The organism is Microbacterium sp. USHLN186, assembly GCF_037145155.1.
In the GTDB taxonomy this organism is placed as follows: Bacteria; Actinomycetota; Actinomycetes; order Actinomycetales; family Microbacteriaceae; genus Microbacterium.
Genome location: NZ_JBBCYA010000002.1, coordinates 351,434 through 371,580 on the forward strand (window position 1 = coordinate 351,434; position 20,147 = coordinate 371,580).

Consider the following 20,147-nt stretch of genomic DNA (forward strand, 5'->3'; position numbering starts at 1 on the left):
GACACGATGGATTCATGAGCTCTGCCAATCTGTCCCGCGAGGAGACCGCTCGTCGGGCCGCGTCGATCACGCTGCACGAGGTTCGCGTCGAACTCGATCTCACCGGCGCCCCCGAGCGCGCGCGCAGCGGATTCCCCACCGTCACCACGCTGCGCTTCGAAGCGAGCGAGCCGGAGACGTGGCTCGACTTCATCGGGGAGAAGGTCACGCAGGTGACCGTGGACGGCGAGGAGCGCGAGGTGCGCTGGGACGGTGCGCGCATCGCGCTGGACGGGCTCGCGGGCGAGCACGAGGTCCGCGTCGAGGCCGTTGCCGCCTACAGCCGATCGGGAGAGGGCATGCACCGCTTCCACGACCCGGTCGACGGCGAGACTTACCTCTACACGCAGTACGAGCCCGCCGATTCGCGTCGCGTGATGGCCTGCTTCGAGCAGCCCGACCTCAAAGCCCGCTTCACCTTCGCGGTGACAGCGCCGGCCGGCTGGCATGTTCTCTCGAATCAGTCCGCCGCGCACGTCACCGAGGGCATCGGGGTGCAGATCGTCGAATTCGCGCCGACCCTGCCGATCTCGAGCTTCATCACCTCGGTCGCCGCGGGCCCCTACGCCCGCATCGAAGGGCAGTGGAGCCGGGGTGACCAGCACATCCCTCTCGGCGTGCTGTGCCGCGCCTCGCTGGCCGAGCACCTCGAGGCCGACGAGATCCTCGAAGTCACCCGCCAGGGTCTGGACTTCTTCACCGACGCCTTCGCCTACCCGTATCCGTGGGGAAAGTACGATCAGATCTTCGTGCCCGAGTACAACCTCGGGGCCATGGAGAACCCCGGGCTGGTCACCTTCACCGAGGCGTACATCACCCGCGGTGCAGCCACCGACGCGCAGCGCGGCGCCCGGGCGAACACGATCCTGCACGAGATGGCCCACATGTGGTTCGGCGACCTCGTCACGATGCGCTGGTGGGATGACCTGTGGCTGAAGGAGTCGTTCGCCGACTACATGGGAACGCACGCGTCCGCCGCCGCGACCCGGTTCACCGACGCCTGGGCGCGCTTCGCGAACAGCCGCAAGACATGGGCCTACCGCCAGGACCAGCTGCCGACCACGCATCCGATCGTCGCTGACATCCCCGACCTCGAGGCGGCGAAGCTCAACTTCGACGGCATCACCTACGCCAAGGGCGCGTCGGTGCTCAAGCAGCTGGTGGCGTATGTGGGCGAGGATGCCTTCTTCGAGGGCGCCCGCCGCTACTTCGCCGCTCACGCGTTCGGCAACACCTCGCTCGGCGATCTGCTCGACCAGCTCGAAGCCGCTTCCGGCCAGCCGCTGCGCGACTGGTCACAGGCGTGGCTGCAGACGAGTGGTGTCTCGGCGCTGTGGCTGGAGAGCGACGGCGACGGCCGCCGCTTCCTCGTGCAGGACGGCGGAGAGGTCGCCCCGCGCCCTCATCGCCTTCGTGTCGGCCTCTACGACCGCAACGACGGCGGGCTGGCGCTGCGAGAGCGCATCGATCTGACGGTGGACCAGGAGCGCACGCAGGTCGAGATCCCGGATGCCGACCTCACCCTGCTCAACGACGAGGACCTCACCTATGCGAAGGTGCGCCTCGACGAGCGGTCGCTCAGCACGGTCACCGAGGCGCTGTCGTCGCTCTCGGACGACCTCGCGCGCGGACTCGTCTGGTCGTCGCTGTGGAACGCGACGCGCGATGGCGAGCTCGACGCGGCCCGCTACCTCGACATCGTGCGCCGGCATTCGCCGGCCGAGCCGAACGTCGCACTGCTCAGCGCCACGCTGCTCAACGCCGCGTTCGCGATCGCGCACTACGTCACCGACGCGCAGCGTCCTGACCAGCGCCGCGCGTGGGTCGACACGACGTGGACGGCGCTCCAGCATGCGGATGCCGGCAGCGACGCGCAGCTGGCATGGGCCCGTGCCTTCGCGGCGGCATCGGCGTTCGACGACGCGCGCTCCGACGACGTGCGCGCCATCCTCGACGGCGACGCACCGCAGGGGCTGCCGATGGATGCCGACCTGCGCTGGCTGCTGCTGACGGCGCTGGCCGCCACCGGGCATGCCGACGCGGAGCGGATCGCCGCCGAGCGCGCCGAGGATGACACGGCCGCCGGGCACACCGCGGAGATCCGCGCCCTCGCATCCCGGCCGGACGCCTCCGTGCGCGCCGCCGCGTGGCATGCCGCGTGGAACGACCTGACACTGAGCAACGATCACCTGGACGCCACGATCGCCGGGTTCCGTGCCGGTGGGCGGCGCGACCTCATCGAGGGCTTCGACGCCGAGTACTTCACGCGCATCCGTGACGCGTGGTCCGAGCGCAGCATCGAGCTCGCGCAGCGCCTGGTGCTCGGGCTGTTCCCCGCGACCGACAGCACCGACGCCGTCGACGCCTGGCTCGCCGAGAACGGCGATGCGCCGGGCGCGCTGCGCCGTCTGGTGATCGAGTCAAGTGACGACCTCGCGCGCGACCTGCGAGTCCGGGCGGCGCAGGGCTGACTCAGACCTCGATCGCGTCGCCCGGGTCCAGCTCGTGGAATCGGCCGCCGCGCTGCTCGCTGGCCCACTGCAGTCGCTGACGATGCATGCGGCGTCCGGCGTCGGAGAGGGTCATGTCGTGCGTGCCGAAGGCATGGTGCGGCGCGACGGCGAGCACGAAGTCGATGGCATCGGCGATGCGCAGCCACGGCGCTCCGAGGGGCGCGGCGAGCACGTCGACCTCGACGCCCTCGGGGACTGCGTACGAGTCTCCCGGGTAGTACAGCGTCTCGTTCACCAGCACGCCGACGTTGCGGATCTGCGGGATCGACGAGTGGATCACCTCGTGGTCGCCGCCGAAGAAGCGCAGCCGGAACGCTCCGGCGACGACCTCGTCTCCGGGCTCGACGGGGGAGACGTCGGCGCCCGCGGACTCGGCGACTGCGGCAGTCGAGTAGATCCGCGCCTCGGGCGCCGCCGCGCGGATGCGCTCGAGATGCTCGGGCGTCCAGTGGTCAGGATGCTCGTGCGTGATCACCACGGCGGTGACGCGGTCGAGGTCATCGAGGGGAGCGGTGAACGAGCCGGGGTCGATCAGCAGCGTCTGCCCGCCCTCATCCACTCGCAGGGCAGCGTGCTCGAACTTGGTGATGCGCATGGCGGCAGTCAACTCCGCAGCGCCGCTGCAGGCAAGCCCTGGCATCCGACACGCCCGTGATCGACGGCCGCGGGGCGCGGATTTGGCAACGCTCGCCCGGTCGTGACAGACTTCTACGGTTGCCAGCACGACCCCCACGGGTCGGACGGCCCCATCGTATAGCGGCCTAGTACGCCGCCCTCTCACGGCGGTAACGCGGGTTCGAATCCCGCTGGGGTCACAGCGACACGAAGGCCCTCCGAGCGATCGGAGGGCCTTCTTCGTCGGTGTCCGCTCGATTTGGTCGGCCGGATGCGACATGGCATACTTGAACGGTTGCAGTGACGGCCCCATCGTATAGCGGCCTAGTACGCCGCCCTCTCACGGCGGTAACGCGGGTTCGAATCCCGCTGGGGTCACCGACAGTCAGAAGGCTCTCCAATATCGGAGGGCCTTCTGACGTCTTGAAGGGCTCAGCCCTCGCGCCACCCGTCATCCATCAGGTGCGAGCCGGCCTGCGGTCCCATCTGCAGCATCCCGCCGTCCACGGTCCAGTCCGCGCCGGTCACGTAGCTCGACTCGGGCGACGCGAGAAAGGCGATCACGGCAGCGACCTCTTCGGCCTTGCCCGGGCGCGCCAGAGGCACGCCCGGTCGATGCGTGCGGTCGGCGTCCTCCGAATCGCGCCCGCTTGCGGCCGTGGCGATCTCGCCGGGCGCCACAGCGTTCGCGGTGATGCCGTGCTGACCCAGCTCCTGTGCCATGGTCTTGATCAGGCCGGACAGACCATGCTTCGCCGCGATGTAGGCGGCCAGCCCCACGCGCGGTTGATGAGCGTGCACGCTGGTCACGGCGATGATCCGTCCGCCGTTGCCGGCGTGCACCATGCGCCGCGCTGCCGTCTGCAGCCCCGCGAACGCGCCGTCCAGGTTCAACGCGACGGTCTCGCGCCACTCGGCCAGCGGCACCTCGAGGAAGGGTCGCGCCGTGCTCGCTCCGGCATTGTTCACGAATACATCCAGCGCGCCGAGCTCATCGGCGAGCCCGTCGATCACTGCGGACACCTCGTCGAGGCGCGTCGCGTCGAAGCGCGTCACGACCGCGCGTCGGCCGCGCTCGCGCACGCCGTCGGCGGTCGCCTCTGCGCCCTCCTCATCGCTGTGCCAGGTGATGCCGACGTCCATGCCGGCCTCGGCGAGCGCGAGCGCGGTGGCCGCGCCGATGCCGGAGTCGGATGCGGTGACGATCGCCCGCCGGGGGGAGAACTGTGCTGTCATTCCGGAAAGCTACCGATTGGTGCGATCCGGCAGCAGGGGCTTCCACGGTGAGCCGGCATGGCTTATGCCCTCGCCTCTGCACCCTGCGTCACCGCGCTCTGCTCACGCAGTGCGATCGCGCGCAGGCGCGGATTGCGCAGCGGGATCACCATGAGCAGCGCGAGTGCACTGCCGTACAGCGCGAACGGCACCCAGAGCGGCAGCACGGCGGCCAGCGCACCGAACGCCGCCATGGCCACGGGCATCAAGCAGTCGTCGCCCAGCCGGGTGATCGACGACATGCGTCCGAGATAGTCGGGGGCGACCGTCGCCGCGAAGGTGGCCCCCAGCAGCACCGAGGCGAAGCCGGCGGTGAGGCCGATGATCACGCAGCCGACGCCCACCACCCCCGGTGCGCCGACGCCGAGCAGGACGATGCCGAACCCCTGGACGACGAGCGACCAGAACGCTCCGATCGCCTCATGACGCGGACGCCGGCGCACCACGGCGAGGGCGCCGATCATCGCTCCCGCGCCGACGAGCGCCTCGAAGAGGCCGACCGAGGCGGCGCCCCAGCCGTTGTGCCTCGCCTGCAGCGCCAGACCGATGGCGAGTGCCGGACCGACCGCGAGATTGAGTCCAGACAGCGCGATGACGAGCGTGCGAGTCGTCGAATCGTTGCCGAGATGGCGGAAGCCGGATGCCACGCCCTGAAGCACCGAAGCGTCGCTTCCGCTGCGTGGCAGCGCGAAGCGCGGGCGCAGCCAGATCGCGATGAATGCGATGACGATCGAGAACGTCACCGCGTCGGTGGCGGCGCTGCCCGGCATCCCCATCCACGCGACCAGGAAGCCGCCCACTGCTGCGCCCGCCATCGTCCCGAGCCGGCTGAGGGTCTGGCTGAGCGCTGAGTACACCGGAAGGTCCGCCGGCCGCACCAGCTGCCGCGGGATCGTTCCGGCGGCCGGCTCGTAGAAGGCGTCACAGATCCCGAAGGCGACCGTGGCGATCAGAAGAATCATCACGGTGGGCCCCGTCATGAGAATCCAGCTCGCCGCCACCACCAGCGCGAGCACCCGCAAGCTGTTGAACAGCAGCATCATCCGCCGAGCATCCACACGGTCGGCCACCGCCCCGCCGACCAGCAGGATGAGCGCACGCGGGATCGTCCCGGCGGCGACCACGAGTCCGGCCACAGCCGGAGACGCGATCTGCACGGCGGTCCACGCGACGGCGATCGTCCACACCGCATCTCCGGCGTCGGAGAGCGCCTTCACCACCAGCCACGTCTGCACTGTCGCATCCCGCCGGAACGGCGGCGGCACGCGCACCATCACGGCATCCGCAGCCGACACCTCAGACCTCCGTGGGAAAGCCGTAGGCGAAGAAGAACACCGGCATCCGAGGTCTGCCATCTTCCCGGTCGATGCCCGCTCGCCACGCATCGACGGTCGCGGAGACTCGCTGCTGCAACTCGATCAGCTCCTCGGCGGTCGCCCAGGTGAGCGCATCGGTGCTGAACGCCTCGACCTGGCTGCTCTCACTGACGCGGTTCCACTGCTGCAGCCGCTCCAGCTGATGCCTGAGGTTCAGTCGCTGCGCCTCTCGGGCCAGATAGGCATCGGCAGGGGAGCCTGCATAGTCTCTGCTCGACCAGCTCAGAGAGCGCCGCACCAGCCGCCACCAGCTCGTGCGCCGGTCGCCCGCCGGATCGGCGACCTGCTCGACGACGCCCGCGCGCTGCAGCATCCGAAGGTGATGGCTGATGCTTCCCACCTGTGCGTCCAGTGCACGGGCGAGCACGCCGACCTGCGCAGTCTCGTGCAGCAGCAGATGATCGACGATTCGACGGCGCAGGGGGTGGTGCACGGCGGTGATGACGGAGATCTCTTCCACGTCGGCAACGCTAGGGCTGGCTCATCCGCTCCACAAGGTTTCTTGTATACCCCCGAATCACGCGGATTCTGTATCTCCCCGCTGTGCGACGCGAAGTCGGCGGCGGCGCACGAGCCAGATCGCAGTGAGCGCGACCGCCGCGATCGCCAGCCAGGGCAGCAGGAAGCCGACGACGATGACGAGGCCGTTCAGCCCCGCCACGAGACCGTTCCAGCCGGCCAGCAGGCCATCGCCGAAGCCCGCCGGGTCAGCCACCGCCGGGGTGGTCTGCTCGGTCAGCTCGATCTGGATCGCGGACATCGACACCTGTTCATCCAGGCTCTTCAGCTGCTGCTCGTAGCTCTCCAGCTGCGCCTGCCGTTCACTGAGCGCCGATTCGGCGGAGAGCAGATCGCCCACCGAGCCTGCTTTGCCCATCAGCTCGGTCAGGCGCTTCACCGACGTGCGCGCCGCGTCGATGCGCGCCCGCAGGTCCACAGCCGTCGCGGTGACATCGTCTCGCGAGATCGATGAGCGCAGGATCTCGCCCTCATCCGCGAGCGCGGTCAGCACCTTCTCGAGGTCGGCGGCGGGGATCCGGATGCCGATCCGCCCCTCGCCCGCACGGCGCGGCTCCTCGGGGGCGATGTCGCCGGCATCCGGGTCGAGCCCCAGCGACGAGGATTCCACGTACCCGCCGTGCTCGGCGGCGAGCGTCGTGATCGCATCCGCCGCCCGGGCGACGGACTTCACGCGCAGACTCGTCTGGGCGGTCGTGATGATCTCGCGAGCATCGTCGACGGAGCCGATCGGCGCGTCCGCGCCCTTCGCTCCCGGGTCGTCGCGCGGAGCCACCATCCCTCCCGAGGTCGAATCGCCCGAGTCCGCTCCGCCCGAGTCCGCTCCGCCGTCGGCGGTCTCCGGCTGGCCCATCGAGGGGTCGAACCCGGTCGAGCCGGCCCCGTCATACTGTACGGAGGCGGGCCCGCCCGGGCCGACGCCATCGAGCAGCGGTGGGGCGATGAGTGCGCCCGCCACGAACGCGGCGGCGACGCCCAGCCCGGTCAGCCACGCGCGACGTCGTGGATGCCGCACAGGGGCCGTCGTGCGGGGTCGCTTCTCGTCGGCGATCCTGTCGAAGACGGCTCGCTCGATGCGCGCGATGCTCTCGTCGCTCAGCGGCGGCAGTGCGCTGTTCCCACTCATGCGTCTCTCGCTTCCTTTACGGCGCCGCGCAGTCGCGAGCGCACCCGGGAGAGACGGTTGCGGACCACCGCGTGGCTCACGCCCAGCTCGGCAGCAGCCGCCTGGTACGCGTAGCCGTCGACGGCGCACAACCGGAAGATGCGCCGATCGATCTCGTCCAGGCGTCCGACTTCAGCGGCGATGCGCTCCGCGAGCGCGGCCGAGATGACCTGGTCCTCCACGCTCACCGCGGCGGGCAGGGCGTCATCCAGGCCGGCGGAGGTGTGCGAGCGGTCGCGCCGCAGCACGCGCAGGCGATTCGCCGCCTGGAAGCGGCAGATCGTGGTCAGCCACGGCAGCAGCGACTCGCCGAGCAGCTCGAACCCGGGCAGTTTCCGCCACGCCACGACGAACGTCTCCTGCATGACATCCTCGGCATCCGCCGGCGAGTCGAGGATGCCGTGCGCGATCCAGTACACGGCCCGGGCGTAGGCGCGATAGATCGATCGGAAGGCGTCCTGGTCACCGGACGCCGCCCGTGTCGTCCACTCGCGGTCCTGCGTGCTCACCGGCATCTCCGTTCCGATCACCGTCGCTTGTCAGAGTGTCTCTCATCACATGAGTGTCGGGAAGGACGAGATCGTCTCAGGATCCGATAGCATCGTTGCAGCGAGGGGGAGTATCCCGACATCGCGCGGATCGTCATCACGAGCACCATCAAAGCTGCTCCGGCCGCGCGGGGCATGCCACACATGCGGGGAGAGACTTTCGGCGTTCACCGCACCCTCCGAAAGGCGTCAGCCCTTGATTCCCGTCTGGTTCGAAGTAACCTCCCTCATCGTGCTCACCGTGATCCTCATCGCGGACCTCCTGCTCATCCTCAAGCGCCCGCACATCCCGTCCACGAAGGAGTCGGGCCTCTGGGTCGCGTTCTACGTGGCCCTGGCGCTCGTCTTCGCCGCGACGCTGTTCTTCATCGGCGATACGAGGGCGTCGCTCGACTTCCTCACCGGCTGGGCGATGGAGTACAGCCTCTCGATCGACAACCTCTTCGTCTTCGTGCTGATCATGACGCAGTTCTCGGTGCCGCGACGCTACCAGCAGGAGGCGCTGATGGTGGGCATCATCATCGCGCTGGTGCTGCGGGCCATCTTCATCATCATCGTCGGCGCCGCGGTCGAACATCTCAGTCCGATCTTCTACGTCTTCGGCGCCTTCCTCGTCTTCACCGCGGTGCGCCAGGCGATGCCCGACAAGGAGCAGGACGACGCGAAGACCGAGAACTTCATCGTCCGCCAGATCCGACGTGTGATCCCGATCAGCGATGAGTACGACGGCCCGAAGCTGCGCACGGTCGTGGCCGGCCGCAAGATCTTCACCCCGATGCTCATCGTGTTCGTCTCGCTCGGTGTCACCGACCTGATGTTCGCGGTCGACTCCATCCCCGCCATCTTCGGCGTCACAACGAACCCCTTCATCGTCTTCACCGCGAACCTGTTCGCGCTGATGGGTCTGCGCCAGCTCTACTTCCTGCTCGGCGACCTGCTCGACCGGCTGCGCTATCTGCACTACGGCGTGGCGTTCATCCTCGCCTTCATCGGCGTGAAGCTGATCCTGCACGCCATGCACGAGAACGAGCTGCCGTTCATCAACGGCGGCCAGCCCATCGAATGGGCTCCCGACATCAACAACTGGGTCTCGCTCGGGGTCATCTTCGCCTCGATGGCCGTCGCGACCATCTCCAGCCTCGTGGCGTCACGACGCGAGAAGCGCGAGGCGATCGAGCGATGAGGTGCTGTTCCGCTGTGTGAAACATCGCGCGGGGAGGGCTGGCGGCGCCATGTAAACTGACCGGCATGCGGCGGGTGGTTCTTCTTCTTAGCAGCCGCGACGGGACCTCGATCTAGGCCTTCCTCGTCGCGGAGTCGCTCATGGGCCGACCCTTCGAGCCATCAAAGGAACACACCGCATGACCAGCAGCACCACGCCGCGCACCCTGGCCGAGAAGGTCTGGGACGACCACCTCGTCGTGAAGGGCGAGAACGGCGAACCGGACCTCATCTACATCGACCTGCACCTCGTGCACGAGGTCACCAGCCCACAGGCGTTCGACGGGCTGCGCGCAGAGGGTCGCCCGCTGCGCCGGCTCGACCTCACTATCGCGACCGAGGACCACAACACGCCGACCCTCGCCATCGACAAGCCGATCGCCGACCTCACCAGCCGCACGCAGATCGAGACGCTGCGTCGCAACGCCGAGGAGTTCGGGGTGCGGCTGCATTCGCTCGGCGACGCGGAACAGGGCATCGTGCACGTCGTCGGCCCGCAGCTAGGGCTGACCATGCCCGGCATCACGGTCGTCTGCGGCGACTCGCACACCTCCACCCACGGCGCCTTCGGCGCGATGGCGCTCGGCATCGGCACCAGCGAGGTCGAGCACGTCATGGCCACGCAGACGCTGCCGCTGAAGCCCTTCAAGACGATGGCGATCAACGTCGAGGGCACGCTGCGTCCAGGGGTGACCGCGAAGGACATCATCCTCGCCGTAATCGCGAAGATCGGCACCGGCGGGGGACAGGGCTACGTACTCGAGTACCGCGGGAGCGCTATCCGGGCCCTCTCGATGGAGGGGCGCATGACCATCTGCAACATGTCGATCGAGGCCGGTGCCCGCGCGGGCATGGTCGCCCCCGACGAAACGACCTTCGCCTATGTGAAGGGCAAGCCGCACGCCCCCGAGGGGCAGGACTGGGAGGATGCCGTCGCGTACTGGCGCACCCTGCCGACCGACGAGGGCGCGACCTTCGACGCCGAGGTGTTCATCGACGCCGACGAGCTCGAGCCGTTCGTCACCTGGGGCACCAACCCCGGTCAGGGCAGCTCGCTGTCGGCGTCGGTGCCGGATCCGGCTGACTTCGACGACGTGAACGAGCGCGCCGCCGCCGAGCGGGCGCTGCAGTACATGGACCTCGCGCCGGGCACGCCGCTGAAGGATGTGCGCGTGGATGCGGTCTTCATGGGCTCGTGCACGAACAGCCGGATCGAGGACCTGCGCGCTTTCGCATCGATCATCGACGGCAAGAAGAAGGCCGACGGCGTGCGCGTCATGGTCGTCCCGGGCTCCGCCCGCGTGCGCCTGGAGGCCGAAGCCGAGGGCATCGACAAGATCGTCGAGGCGTTCGGCGCCGAGTGGCGCTTCGCCGGATGCTCCATGTGCCTGGGTATGAACCCCGACCAGCTCGCGCCGGGGGAGCGCTGCGCGTCGACATCCAACCGCAACTTCGAGGGACGCCAGGGCAAGGGCGGCCGCACCCACCTGGTGTCGCCGCTGGTCGCGGCGGCGACCGCCATCCGCGGCACCCTCTCGAGCCCCGCAGACCTGGAGGGGAGCATCTGATGGAGAAGTTCACCACGCACACCGGAATCGCAGCGCCCCTGAAGCGCTCGAACGTCGACACCGATCAGATCATCCCCGCGGTCTTCCTCAAGCGGGTCACGAAGACCGGTTTCGAGGACGCGCTGTTCCACGGCTGGCGCCAGGATCCGCAGTTCGTGCTCAACCAGGCACCCTTCCTGGGCGCGTCCGTGCTCGTCGCCGGCCCCGACTTCGGCACCGGCTCCAGCCGTGAGCACGCGGTGTGGGCGCTGCGCGATTTCGGCTTCAAGGTCGTCCTGTCGTCGCGCTTCGCCGACATCTTCCGCGGCAACTCCGGAAAGCAGGGCCTGCTGGCCGCGACCGTCGACGACGCGGACATCGAACGGATCTGGCAGCTGATCGACGAGCAGCCCGGACGCGCGATCACCGTGGACCTCGAAGCGCGCACGGTGACGGTGCCCGCAGTCTCGGGGGGCGACAGCGAATCGGATGCCGGCGCGGAGCCCGTCTTCCAGGCGCCCATCGGGATCGACGATTACACTAGATGGCGGCTCCTCGAAGGGCTCGATGACATCGGGCTCACGCTGCGCAATGAGGACAAGATCGCGCAGTTCGAGGCCCGTCGCGAATCGTGGCGGCCACGCACACTCCCGGTCCGCTAGGAACCGGAAGTCGTGGGCCGGGGGCCCTGAGCCCCGCGGCATCCGCCGTGAGAGACGCAGACATCGCGGCGAACGCCACGATGTCCCGATGAAGATGAGGTCCGAATGACGACACCGCCACGAGCTGCTGTAGTCGACCAGGCTCCGGCTGTCGCCGGATCCGTCCTCGCGATCCGTGGCGGCAGACCGCTGCGCGGACGCGTGGATGTGAAGGGCGCGAAGAACCTCGCCACCAAGGCGATGGTCGCCACCCTGCTCGGGGAGACCGCCAGCACGCTGCGCGATGTCCCCGACCTCAGCGACGTCGCCGTGGTGCGCTCGCTGCTCGAGGTGCACGGTGTGACCGTGACCGAGGGCGACGAGCCCGGTTCGCTCGTGCTCGACCCCAGCATGGTGGAGTCCGCGCACTACGAGGAGATCGACGCGCACGCCGGTGCGTCGCGCATTCCCATCCTCTTCTGCGGACCGCTGCTGCACCGTCTCGGGCAGGCGTTCATTCCCGACCTCGGTGGATGCCGCATCGGCGACCGGCCCATCGACTTCCACCTGGACGCGCTGCGCAAGTTCGGCGCCGTCGTCGAGAAGCAGCCCAACGGCATCCGCCTCTCGGCCCCGCAGGGACTCAAGGGCGCGAAGATCCACCTGCCCTACCCCAGCGTCGGCGCCACCGAGCAGGTGCTGCTGACGGCGGTGCGCGCGCAGGGCGTCACCGAGCTGCTCAACGCCGCCATCGAGCCCGAGATCATGGATCTCATCGCGGTGCTGCAGAAGATGGGCGCCATCATCTCGTACGAGCCGAACCGCGTGATCCTCATCGAGGGCGTCCAGACGCTGCGCGGCTACGACCACCGGTGCATCTTCGACCGCAACGAGGCCGCGTCCTGGGCGTGTGCTGCGCTGGCCACTGACGGGGAGATCTTCGTCGGCGGCGCGAAGCAGCAGGAGATGCTGACGTTCCTCAACGTGTTCCGCAAGGCCGGCGGCTGGTTCGATGTGCAGGAGGACGGCATCCTGTTCCGCCGTGCCGGCGAGCTCAAGCCGGTGACGGTGGAGACCGACGTGCACCCCGGGTTCATGACCGACTGGCAGCAGCCGCTGATCGTGGCGCTCACGCAGGCCCACGGGCGCTCGATCGTGCACGAGACGGTGTACGAGAACCGCTTCGGGTTCACACAGGCGCTGGTCAAGATGGGCGCCGACATCGAGGTGCACCCGCACGGTCTGCAGAACGGTCCGCGACGGGTTGCCCGACGCGAGCTGGAGCAGGCCGCGGTGATCACCGGCCCTACTCCGCTGTACGCCGCCGACATCGTGGTCCCCGACCTGCGAGGCGGCTACAGCCACGTGATCGCGGCGCTGACCGCGCAGGGCGAGTCGCAGGTCTCGGGCGTCGACATCCTCAGCCGCGGCTACGAGAAGTTCTTCGACAAGCTGCGCGCGCTGGGCGCCGACTTCGACGTCGTCCGGTGACGTGATGCCCGCCTCCGAACGGAGCCGCCCCAGCCTCTTCTGGCCGCTCGCGGTGATCGTCATCCCGCTCGTCTCGCTGCTGGCGAAGATCACGGTCGCCGACGCGCACAAGCTGCCCCGCAAGGGGCCGTTCGTGCTCGCCCCCAACCACTACTCCGAGTTCGATCCGCTCATCGTGGCGATCGCGGTGTACCGCACCGGGCGCCTGCCGCGCTTCATGGCCAAGGACAGCCTGTTCCGCGTGCCGGTGCTCGGCTGGGTGCTGCGGCGCACCGGCATGATCCCGGTGGCGCGCACCTCGTCGGCGTCGGCCGCGAAGCAGACCCTCGCCGCGTCGCGAGAGCTCGTCGAGAACGACCGGGGCGTGATCGTGTACCCGGAGGGAACCCTCACGCGCGACCCGCAGATGTGGCCGATGCGCGGCAAGTCCGGCGCGGTGCGTCTGGCGCTCACCGCCGACATCCCGCTCATCCCCGTGGCGCACTGGGGCACTCAGGCCATCATGGCTCGATATCAGAAGGGCCTCAGCCTCTGGCCGCTCCGCAAGCCGGTGCGCGTCGTGTTCGGCGACCCCGTGGACCTGTCGGACCTGCGCGGACGCGCGGGTGAGCCCGGCGTGCTCGCCGAGGCCACCGAGCGACTCATGGCCGCCATCACCGCGCTGCTCGAGCAGCTGCGCGACGAGAAGGCGCCCGCGAAGCGCTGGAACCCCGCCGAGCACGGGCAGAAGGAGACGGGGCGCCTTGATCCATAAGCGAACGCCGCAGCCCTCAGGCACCCGGGCCGCGGTGATCGGCGCCGGAAGCTGGGGGACCACCTTCGGCAAGGTGCTCTGCGACGGCGGAGCGCAGGTGACGATGTGGGCCCGCCGTCCCGAGCTCGCCCATGAGATCAGCGAAGCGAAGCGCAACTCGAAGTACCTGCCCGGGGTCAACCTGCCACGCACGATGCAGGCGACCCACGAGCTCGCACTGGCGCTCGAGGGCGCCGAGCAGGTGTACCTCTCGGTGCCCAGCCAGACTCTGCGTGAGAACCTGAAAGCGCTGCGACCGCTGCTCGCTGGGCGCGACGTGCGGGTCGTCAGTCTGATGAAGGGCGTCGAGCGCTCCTCTGGGCTGCGGATGAGTCAGGTCATCGAGCAGGAGCTGCGCTGCGACCCAGATCTCATCGCCGTCGCATCCGGCCCGAACCTCGCGCTCGAGATCGCACGCGAGCAGCCCACGGCCGCGGTGATCGCCTCACACAGCCAGGAGACCGCGGACGCTGTGGCGCGCACGGCGCGCAACAGCTACTTCCGCTCGTTCGTGAACACCGACGTCATCGGCACCGAGTTCGGCGGCGTGCTGAAGAACCTCATCGCCGTCGCGATCGGCATCGTCGACGGGGTCGGCTACGGTGAGAACACCAAGGCGTCGATCATCACCCGAGGTCTGGTCGAGATGACCGACTTCGCCGTGGCGAACGGCGCGCGCCCGGAGACCCTGCAGGGACTCGCGGGCCTGGGTGATCTCATCGCGACCTGCCAGTCGCCGCTGAGCCGCAACAACACCGCGGGCCGCTTGCTCGGTCAGGGCTACAGCTTCCAGGATGTCGTGAAGCAGATGCAGCAGACCGCCGAGGGACTCGCATCGGTCGCTCCGGTGCTGCAGCTCGCACACGAGTCCGAGGTGCACATGCCCATCGTGCAGCAGGTGAAGATGGTGCTCGACGGGCGGATGGATCCTCGTGACATCGCCCCTCACCTGACCACCGACGACGACACTCCGCAGGAGGAGAGGACCAATCATGGACAAGCAGACGGTGGTGGTGCTCTTCGGCGGGCGTTCCAGCGAGCATTCGATCAGCTCCGCAACGGCGGGCGGAGTGCTGGCGGCGATCGACCGTGACCGCTACGCGGTGATCCCGGTCGGCATCACCCGCGAGGGCGCGTTCGTGCTCGAGCAGGATGATCCCGAGAAGTTCGCCCTCGACGCCGCCCGCATGCCCGAGGTGGTCGACAACGGCACCCGGATCCGATGGCCCGAGGCCGGCGGGGACCGGATGCTGCGCGTGGTGGCCCCCGACGGCTCGCTCGTGCAGCTGGGCGAGGTGGACGTCGTGCTGCCGATCCTGCACGGCGCGCACGGCGAGGACGGCACCATCCAGGGCTACTTCGACACCCTCGAGCTGCCCTATGCCGGCGGAGGGGTGCTGGATTCGGCGATGTGCATGGACAAGCACTTCATGAAGGTCGCGCTCGAAGCCGACGGCATCGCTGTCGCGCCCTGGGTGACCGTGCGCGAGCGGGCGTGGCGCGCCGATTCCGCTCGGCTGCGCGCGGCCATCGCCGAGCTCGGCATGCCGGTGTTCGTCAAGCCCGCGCGAGCCGGCTCCAGCGTCGGGGTGTCGAAGGTCGCTCATCTCGGCGAGCTGGATGCCGCGCTCGAGGTCGCGTTCGCGGAGGACGAGAAGGTGCTCGTCGAGACCGGCATCGTCGGCCGTGAGATCGAGGTGGCCATCCTCGAGGGCGCGGAGGGCGTGCGCGCCTCGCTGCCCGGCGAGATCGTCCTCACCTCGCGCGGCTTCTACGACTTCGAGGGCAAGTACCTCGGCGGAGAGGGTGTCGAGGTGGTCTGCCCCGCCGCGCTGGACGAGGAGCAGATCGCAGCCGTGCAGCGCGTGGGCGTGCGGGCCTTCGAGGCGGTGGACGGCAAGGGTCTCGCACGCGTGGATGTGTTCCTCACGGCCGAGGGCGAGATCGTCGTCAACGAGCTGAACACCATGCCCGGGTTCACCCCGATCTCGATGTTCCCGAAGTGCTGGATCGCATCCGGGCTCAGCTACAGCGAGCTGATCTCGGAGCTGATCGAGGGCGGGCTGCGCCGCTGAAGGGCTATTCCGGCAGTTCGTCGGGCGCCGTGCAGGCGCTCGTGGCGGGGATCATCCGCACGCCCGAGACGATGCCGCTGTTGGCGAGCACCCGGTTCGCGCTGACCACGGACGTGTCGACGAAGACCTGCACGGCGGGGTCGCGCCCGTAGGTGGTCATCCGCATGCGCGGAGCCTCGGAGTCGTCGACCAGCCAGTCGATGCCCTCGAGCGTCACGCACTGCAGCTCCGCCGTGGGGCCGGGCACCTTCACACCGCAGGTGACGATCACGCTGGTGCCGGCATCCGTCCCGTACGCCCCGGTCGCCTGCGCGTCGGTCCAGCGTCTGTCCTGCTCGGCCACGCTCTTCGGCAGACGCACGCTGACCTCGGCGCACAGCGGATTGTTCGCGTCCGGCGCGGGCGTGAGCGCGACGGTCGTGGAGCATCCGGTGAGCACCAGCAGCGACACCGCGCAGCAGATCAGGGCGAAACGGCGCAGCATGTTTCCAGGCTACCGTTGTCGCCATGGCATCCGCTCCGAACGACGACCCGCACATCGGCGATCTCAGCGAGGGAGCGGTGCTGCGGGCCATCCTGGCGCGCACGGCGCCGGCGTCGCACACGCTGCTCGGCCCCGGTGACGACGCGGCTGTGCTCGCCACGCCGTCGGGCGCGGTGGTCGCGAGCGCCGACACTCTGGTGGAGGGGCCGGACTTCCGCCTCGCCTGGTCGAGCGGCTACGACCTGGGCTGGAAGGCGGCAGCCGTCAACCTCTCCGACATCGCTGCGATGGGCGCCGTGCCCACGGCGCTCCTCGTCTCGTTGGCGGTGCCGGCCGACACCCGACTGTCGTTCATCGAGGCCATGGCCGACGGCATCCGGGAATGCTGTGCGCAGCTCGCCCCTGGCTGCTCGGTCGTCGGCGGGGATCTCACCGTCTCCGAGCTGCTGCTGATCGCGGTGACCGCGCTGGGCGACCTCGGCGGACGCGTCGCGGTCACCCGATCCGGTGCGCGAGCGGGGGATATCGTCGCCCTCGCCGGCGAGCTGGGGGTGGCCGCCGCCGGCCTCGGCCTGCTTTTTGGACGGTTCCGCCGCGGTGCGGTGCCCGTTCCCGCCGACCGCGCGAGTCTGGATCCCTTACAGCAGCGGGCGCTCGATCGTCAGCTGCGCCCCGAGCCGCCTCTGCGGCTCGGCCCGCTGGCGGCGGATGCCGGGGCGACCGCGATGATGGACGTCTCCGATGGGCTCGCGCTCGATGCGTCCCGCCTCGCCGATGCGTCCGACGTAACGATCGATTTCTCGGGGTCCGCGCTGGATGCGCTGGCATTCGGCGGCGATCGGGGCAGGGCGCTGGGCGGGGGAGAGGATCACGGCCTGCTGGCGGCATTCCCCTCGAGCGACCTGCCCGCCGGCTTCACGCGCATCGGCACCGTGATCCCGCGCTCCGGCGCACCGGTGCTGCTCGATGGCGATCCAGTCACCGAGACGGGGTGGGACCCGTACCGGGACTGGGATCACGCGCGCTGAGCGCTCTCACTCACGCCGGTTCCGCCCACCACACCCGCGTGTCGCCGTAGGTCTTCTCGCGCAGCAGCGCGAGGCCCGCTGCTGCCAGGTCCGGCGGCGTCGAACGCTTGCCGCGCTCGATGACCACCACCGCGTCTGCCGAGAGCAGCGGTCTCAGCGCGACGAGGTCAGCGGTCATCGCCGCGTCGTCGAGGTCGTAGGGCGGGTCGGTGAAGACGAGGTCGTAGGGTCCCTGCGCCCGGGAGAGGTAGGCACGGACCGCGCTCTGATGCACCTTCGCCGCTGTGGCCGCCGCCATCGCCCTGGCGACGACCGCCGCGTTGCGCCCGGCCGTGTTCGCGGCCGAGCGCGAGATCTCGACGAGGTCGACACCTTCCGCGCCTCGGCTCAGCGCTTCCAGCCCGAGCGCACCGCTGCCGGCGTACAGGTCGAGCACCCGCGCCCCGTGCAGCGCATCCATCGATTCCAGCGCACCGAAGAGCGATTCCCGCACTCGGTCGCTGGTCGGACGGGTGCCTGCTCCGGGGACGTCCAGTCGCGCCCCTCGCGCAGCGCCTGCGATGATCCTCGTCACCCGATCACGATACGACACGATCAGCGGCGTCCCCGGCCCTGCCTAGACTCGGAGCATGTCCTTCGAGCTCGACACGCCGCTGACGACAGCCGCCGGGGCATCAACGGCTAAGACCCTCGCGCGCGCGTTCGGCATGCAGACGGTGGGAGAGCTGCTCGGACACTACCCGCGCCGTTATGCCGACCGTGGAGAGCTGACTCCGATCCTGGAGCTGCCGATCGGCGAGACGGTCACCATCGTCGCCGAGGTCCTCTCGGCCACCGCACGCGAGATGCGCAACCGTCGCGGCGCGATGCTCGAGGTGATCATCGGCGACGGGGTGGGGCGCATGTCGCTGACGTTCTTCGCGAAGAACCTCGCGCAGGCGGAGTGGCGCAGGAAGGAGCTCGCGGTCGGCCGCCGCGGAATCTTCTCGGGCAAGGTCGGCAAGTTCAAGGACACGGTGCAGTTCGCGCATCCGGACTACCAGCTCTTCGATGACAGCGAGTCCGCATACCGGCAAGCGGATGCCCTGCAGGACGTGCCCATCCCGATCTATCCGGCGACCTCGGCGATGCAGAGTTGGCAGATCGCCAAGCTCATCGGGGCGGTGCTCGACCGGCTCGATGAGGTGCCGGATCCGCTCTCCGCCGATATCAGGGCGCGGGAGGGGCTGCTCACGGCACGCGAGGCACTCGAGAGCATCCACCGGCCGCGCCGCCGCGCCGACATCGACCCGGCCGTGCGCACCCTGCGCATGCACGAGGCACTGGTGCTGCAGGCCGCTCTTCTGCAGCAGCGCGTGCGGGTGCGCTCTCTCACCGCGGCACCGCGTGCGGCACGTCCGGGCGGACTGCTGGAGCGCTTCGACGCGACGCTGCCGTTCACGCTCACCGCCGACCAGCAGCGGGTGGGGGCCGAGATCGCCGCGGACCTCGAGGCCGAGCGGCCGATGAACCGGCTCATCCAGGGCGAGGTCGGCTCGGGAAAGACCCTCGTCGCATTGCGGGCCATGCTGCAGACGGCCGAGTCGGGCGGGCAGGCGGCGCTCATCGCCCCCACGGAGGTGCTCGCCGCGCAGCATCTCCGCTCCATCACGAAGATGCTCGGGCCCGACATGTCGGCCGAGCTGATCCCCACCCTGCTGACCGGTCAGATGAGCGCACCGGCGCGGCGCAAGGCCGCGCTGCGCGTGGCATCCGGTCAATCGCTCATCGTGATCGGCACCCACGCGCTGCTGTCCGAGAAGACCACCTTCGCCGATCTCGCGCTCGTCGTCGTCGACGAGCAGCACCGGTTCGGCGTCGAGCAGCGCGAGTCGCTGCGCGCGAAGGGGACCGCCCCGCACGCCCTGGTGCTGACCGCGACGCCCATCCCTCGTACGGTCGCGATGACCGTGTTCGGCGACCTGGACACGTCGGTGATCCGATCGATGCCCGCCGGACGCGCCGGCATCAAGACCTTCGTGGCGCCATTGGCCGAGCACCCCGACTGGTTCCAGCGCGTCTGGGCGCGCTCGGCCGAGGAGATCGCCGCGGGGCGCCAGGTCTTCGCCGTGTGCGCCGCGATCGACACGACCAGCGACAGCGCGGACGCGGTCGAACAGGCCCCGCCGGAGGCGGAGCCGTCCGACGTGGAGGGAAAAGGCCCGCGCTGGGGGGTGGTCCAGCTGGATCAGCTGCTGGCGACGCATCCGGTGCTCGGCGGCGTGCGACGAGCGGTCCTGCACGGCAAGATGCCCGCGGACGAGAAGGATGCCGTCATGCGCGCCTTCGGCCGCGGAGAGATCGACCTGCTCATCGCCACGACGGTCATCGAGGTCGGTGTGGACGTGCCCAACGCGTCGACGATGGTCATCATGGACGCCGACCGGTTCGGCGTCTCGCAGCTGCACCAGCTGCGCGGACGTGTGGGACGAGGCGAGCATGCCGGACTCTGCCTGCTGGTGACCGAGGCCGAAGCGGGCTCGCTCGCTCGGGAGCGTGTGGAGGCGGTCGCCGCCACGCTCGACGGCTTCGAACTCGCCGAGGTCGACCTCGAGCTGCGCGGCGAGGGTGATGTGCTCGGCGCCGCACAGGCCGGGGTGAAGTCCTCGCTGCGGCTGCTGCGGGTGGTGAAGGATGCCGGCCTGATCGCGTACGCCCGCGACATCGCCGCTGACATCCTGCGCGACGATCCGATGCTGGTGGATCACGCCGGTCTGCGCACCGCCATCGCCGGACGTGTGAGCGAAGCCGACCGGGCAGCGCTCAGCAAGAACTGAG

At 69.4% G+C, this 20,147-nt stretch carries 18 protein-coding genes and 2 tRNA genes; 12 read left to right on the plus strand and 8 right to left on the minus strand.

Translation table 11 applies throughout. The annotated features are described in order from the left end of the window. The first annotated feature begins 14 nt into the window (after positions 1-14). Entirely contained in the window at positions 15-2,510 is a 2,496-nt protein-coding gene (gene pepN, locus WFG93_RS05715; RefSeq protein ID WP_336645360.1) for an aminopeptidase N, read from the plus strand. A 1-nt stretch (position 2,511) separates the two neighbouring features. Here the strand turns inward: pepN and WFG93_RS05720 are convergent, their stop codons facing one another. After that, a complete protein-coding gene (locus tag WFG93_RS05720; RefSeq protein WP_336645361.1) occupies positions 2,512-3,147 on the minus strand; it encodes an MBL fold metallo-hydrolase in 636 nt (211 codons plus the stop codon). A gap of 147 nt (positions 3,148-3,294) precedes the next feature. On the opposite strand from WFG93_RS05720, the gene WFG93_RS05725 reads away from it, so the two are divergent. Next, positions 3,295-3,367, plus strand: a tRNA-Glu gene (locus WFG93_RS05725). Between the two features lie 105 nt (positions 3,368-3,472). Then, positions 3,473-3,545: transfer RNA gene (locus tag WFG93_RS05730), tRNA-Glu, on the plus strand. Positions 3,546-3,599: 54 nt separating this feature from the next. Here WFG93_RS05730 and WFG93_RS05735 read toward each other — a convergent pair. From WFG93_RS05735 to WFG93_RS05755, 5 genes are all read right to left on the minus strand, one after another. Next, complete coding sequence (locus WFG93_RS05735; RefSeq protein ID WP_336645362.1) at positions 3,600-4,403, minus strand: SDR family oxidoreductase; 804 nt, start codon at positions 4,401-4,403, stop codon at positions 3,600-3,602. 62 nt (positions 4,404-4,465) lie between these two features. Beyond that, positions 4,466-5,737 (minus strand): MFS transporter, encoded by a 1,272-nt coding sequence (locus tag WFG93_RS05740; protein WP_336645363.1) that lies wholly within the window; start codon positions 5,735-5,737, stop codon positions 4,466-4,468. A gap of 1 nt (position 5,738) precedes the next feature. Beyond that, the gene (locus WFG93_RS05745; RefSeq protein ID WP_336645364.1) at positions 5,739-6,278 is read right to left on the minus strand and encodes a helix-turn-helix domain-containing protein; all 540 of its coding nucleotides are present in this window, start codon (positions 6,276-6,278) and stop codon (positions 5,739-5,741) included. Between the two features lie 57 nt (positions 6,279-6,335). Further along, positions 6,336-7,463 (minus strand): DUF4349 domain-containing protein, encoded by a 1,128-nt coding sequence (locus WFG93_RS05750; RefSeq protein WP_336645365.1) that lies wholly within the window; start codon positions 7,461-7,463, stop codon positions 6,336-6,338. Then, on the minus strand, positions 7,460-8,017 hold the full coding sequence (locus WFG93_RS05755; RefSeq protein WP_336645704.1) for an RNA polymerase sigma factor: 558 nt from the start codon (positions 8,015-8,017) through the stop codon (positions 7,460-7,462). Before WFG93_RS05755 ends, WFG93_RS05750 begins: the two co-directional genes overlap by 4 nt. 265 nt (positions 8,018-8,282) lie before the next feature. Here WFG93_RS05755 and WFG93_RS05760 point away from each other — a divergent pair, with 265 nt between their 5' ends. From WFG93_RS05760 to WFG93_RS05790, 7 genes are all read left to right on the plus strand, one after another. Beyond that, a complete protein-coding gene (locus tag WFG93_RS05760) occupies positions 8,283-9,233 on the plus strand; it encodes a TerC/Alx family metal homeostasis membrane protein (protein ID WP_442928234.1) in 951 nt (316 codons plus the stop codon). Between the two features lie 178 nt (positions 9,234-9,411). Continuing rightward, positions 9,412-10,839: a 3-isopropylmalate dehydratase large subunit gene (gene leuC / locus WFG93_RS05765; RefSeq protein ID WP_336645367.1), complete on the plus strand. Its 1,428-nt coding sequence runs from the start codon at positions 9,412-9,414 to the stop codon at positions 10,837-10,839. After that, positions 10,839-11,480 carry a 3-isopropylmalate dehydratase small subunit gene (gene leuD, locus WFG93_RS05770; protein WP_336645368.1) on the plus strand — a complete coding sequence of 214 codons (642 nt, stop codon included), beginning with the start codon at positions 10,839-10,841 and terminating at the stop codon, positions 11,478-11,480. The genes leuC and leuD overlap by 1 nt, the downstream gene beginning before the upstream one ends. A 105-nt stretch (positions 11,481-11,585) precedes the next feature. Further along, positions 11,586-12,950: a UDP-N-acetylglucosamine 1-carboxyvinyltransferase gene (gene murA, locus WFG93_RS05775; protein WP_336645369.1), complete on the plus strand. Its 1,365-nt coding sequence runs from the start codon at positions 11,586-11,588 to the stop codon at positions 12,948-12,950. 4 nt (positions 12,951-12,954) lie between these two features. Continuing rightward, on the plus strand, positions 12,955-13,704 hold the full coding sequence (locus WFG93_RS05780) for a lysophospholipid acyltransferase family protein (protein WP_336645370.1): 750 nt from the start codon (positions 12,955-12,957) through the stop codon (positions 13,702-13,704). After that, positions 13,694-14,836 carry an NAD(P)H-dependent glycerol-3-phosphate dehydrogenase gene (locus tag WFG93_RS05785; protein ID WP_336645371.1) on the plus strand — a complete coding sequence of 381 codons (1,143 nt, stop codon included), beginning with the start codon at positions 13,694-13,696 and terminating at the stop codon, positions 14,834-14,836. The genes WFG93_RS05780 and WFG93_RS05785 overlap by 11 nt, the downstream gene beginning before the upstream one ends. Further along, positions 14,736-15,818 carry a D-alanine--D-alanine ligase family protein gene (locus tag WFG93_RS05790; protein ID WP_336645372.1) on the plus strand — a complete coding sequence of 361 codons (1,083 nt, stop codon included), beginning with the start codon at positions 14,736-14,738 and terminating at the stop codon, positions 15,816-15,818. Before WFG93_RS05785 ends, WFG93_RS05790 begins: the two co-directional genes overlap by 101 nt. 4 nt (positions 15,819-15,822) lie before the next feature. Here the strand turns inward: WFG93_RS05790 and WFG93_RS05795 are convergent, their stop codons facing one another. Continuing rightward, complete coding sequence (locus WFG93_RS05795) at positions 15,823-16,302, minus strand: DUF3515 family protein (protein WP_336645373.1); 480 nt, start codon at positions 16,300-16,302, stop codon at positions 15,823-15,825. Positions 16,303-16,325: 23 nt separating this feature from the next. Between WFG93_RS05795 and thiL the strand changes: the two genes are divergently transcribed. Continuing rightward, a complete protein-coding gene (thiL, locus tag WFG93_RS05800; protein ID WP_336645374.1) occupies positions 16,326-17,330 on the plus strand; it encodes a thiamine-phosphate kinase in 1,005 nt (334 codons plus the stop codon). 10 nt (positions 17,331-17,340) lie between these two features. On the opposite strand, the gene rsmD is transcribed toward thiL, so the two are convergent. Continuing rightward, positions 17,341-17,904 (minus strand): 16S rRNA (guanine(966)-N(2))-methyltransferase RsmD, encoded by a 564-nt coding sequence (gene rsmD, locus WFG93_RS05805; protein WP_336645375.1) that lies wholly within the window; start codon positions 17,902-17,904, stop codon positions 17,341-17,343. Positions 17,905-17,959: 55 nt separating this feature from the next. Between rsmD and WFG93_RS05810 the strand changes: the two genes are divergently transcribed. Then, a complete protein-coding gene (locus tag WFG93_RS05810; protein WP_336645376.1) occupies positions 17,960-20,146 on the plus strand; it encodes an ATP-dependent DNA helicase RecG in 2,187 nt (728 codons plus the stop codon). Position 20,147 lies beyond the last annotated feature (1 nt).

Excerpts from the sequence above, each read along its gene's own strand:
- murA (WP_336645369.1), top strand. The coding sequence starts at position 11,586 with ATGACGACACCGCCACGAGCTGCTGTAGTCGACCAGGCTCCGGCTGTC.
- leuD (WP_336645368.1), top strand. The coding sequence starts at position 10,839 with ATGGAGAAGTTCACCACGCACACCGGAATCGCAGCGCCCCTGAAGCGC.
- WFG93_RS05810 (WP_336645376.1), top strand. The coding sequence starts at position 17,960 with ATGTCCTTCGAGCTCGACACGCCGCTGACGACAGCCGCCGGGGCATCA.
- WFG93_RS05735 (WP_336645362.1), bottom strand. The coding sequence starts at position 4,403 with ATGACAGCACAGTTCTCCCCCCGGCGGGCGATCGTCACCGCATCCGAC.
- WFG93_RS05755 (WP_336645704.1), bottom strand. The coding sequence starts at position 8,017 with ATGCCGGTGAGCACGCAGGACCGCGAGTGGACGACACGGGCGGCGTCC.
- leuC (WP_336645367.1), top strand. The coding sequence starts at position 9,412 with ATGACCAGCAGCACCACGCCGCGCACCCTGGCCGAGAAGGTCTGGGAC.
- WFG93_RS05790 (WP_336645372.1), top strand. The coding sequence starts at position 14,736 with ATGGACAAGCAGACGGTGGTGGTGCTCTTCGGCGGGCGTTCCAGCGAG.
- WFG93_RS05795 (WP_336645373.1), bottom strand. The coding sequence starts at position 16,302 with ATGCTGCGCCGTTTCGCCCTGATCTGCTGCGCGGTGTCGCTGCTGGTG.
- WFG93_RS05750 (WP_336645365.1), bottom strand. The coding sequence starts at position 7,463 with ATGAGTGGGAACAGCGCACTGCCGCCGCTGAGCGACGAGAGCATCGCG.
- WFG93_RS05780 (WP_336645370.1), top strand. The coding sequence starts at position 12,955 with ATGCCCGCCTCCGAACGGAGCCGCCCCAGCCTCTTCTGGCCGCTCGCG.
- thiL (WP_336645374.1), top strand. The coding sequence starts at position 16,326 with ATGGCATCCGCTCCGAACGACGACCCGCACATCGGCGATCTCAGCGAG.
- WFG93_RS05720 (WP_336645361.1), bottom strand. The coding sequence starts at position 3,147 with ATGCGCATCACCAAGTTCGAGCACGCTGCCCTGCGAGTGGATGAGGGC.
- pepN (WP_336645360.1), top strand. The coding sequence starts at position 15 with ATGAGCTCTGCCAATCTGTCCCGCGAGGAGACCGCTCGTCGGGCCGCG.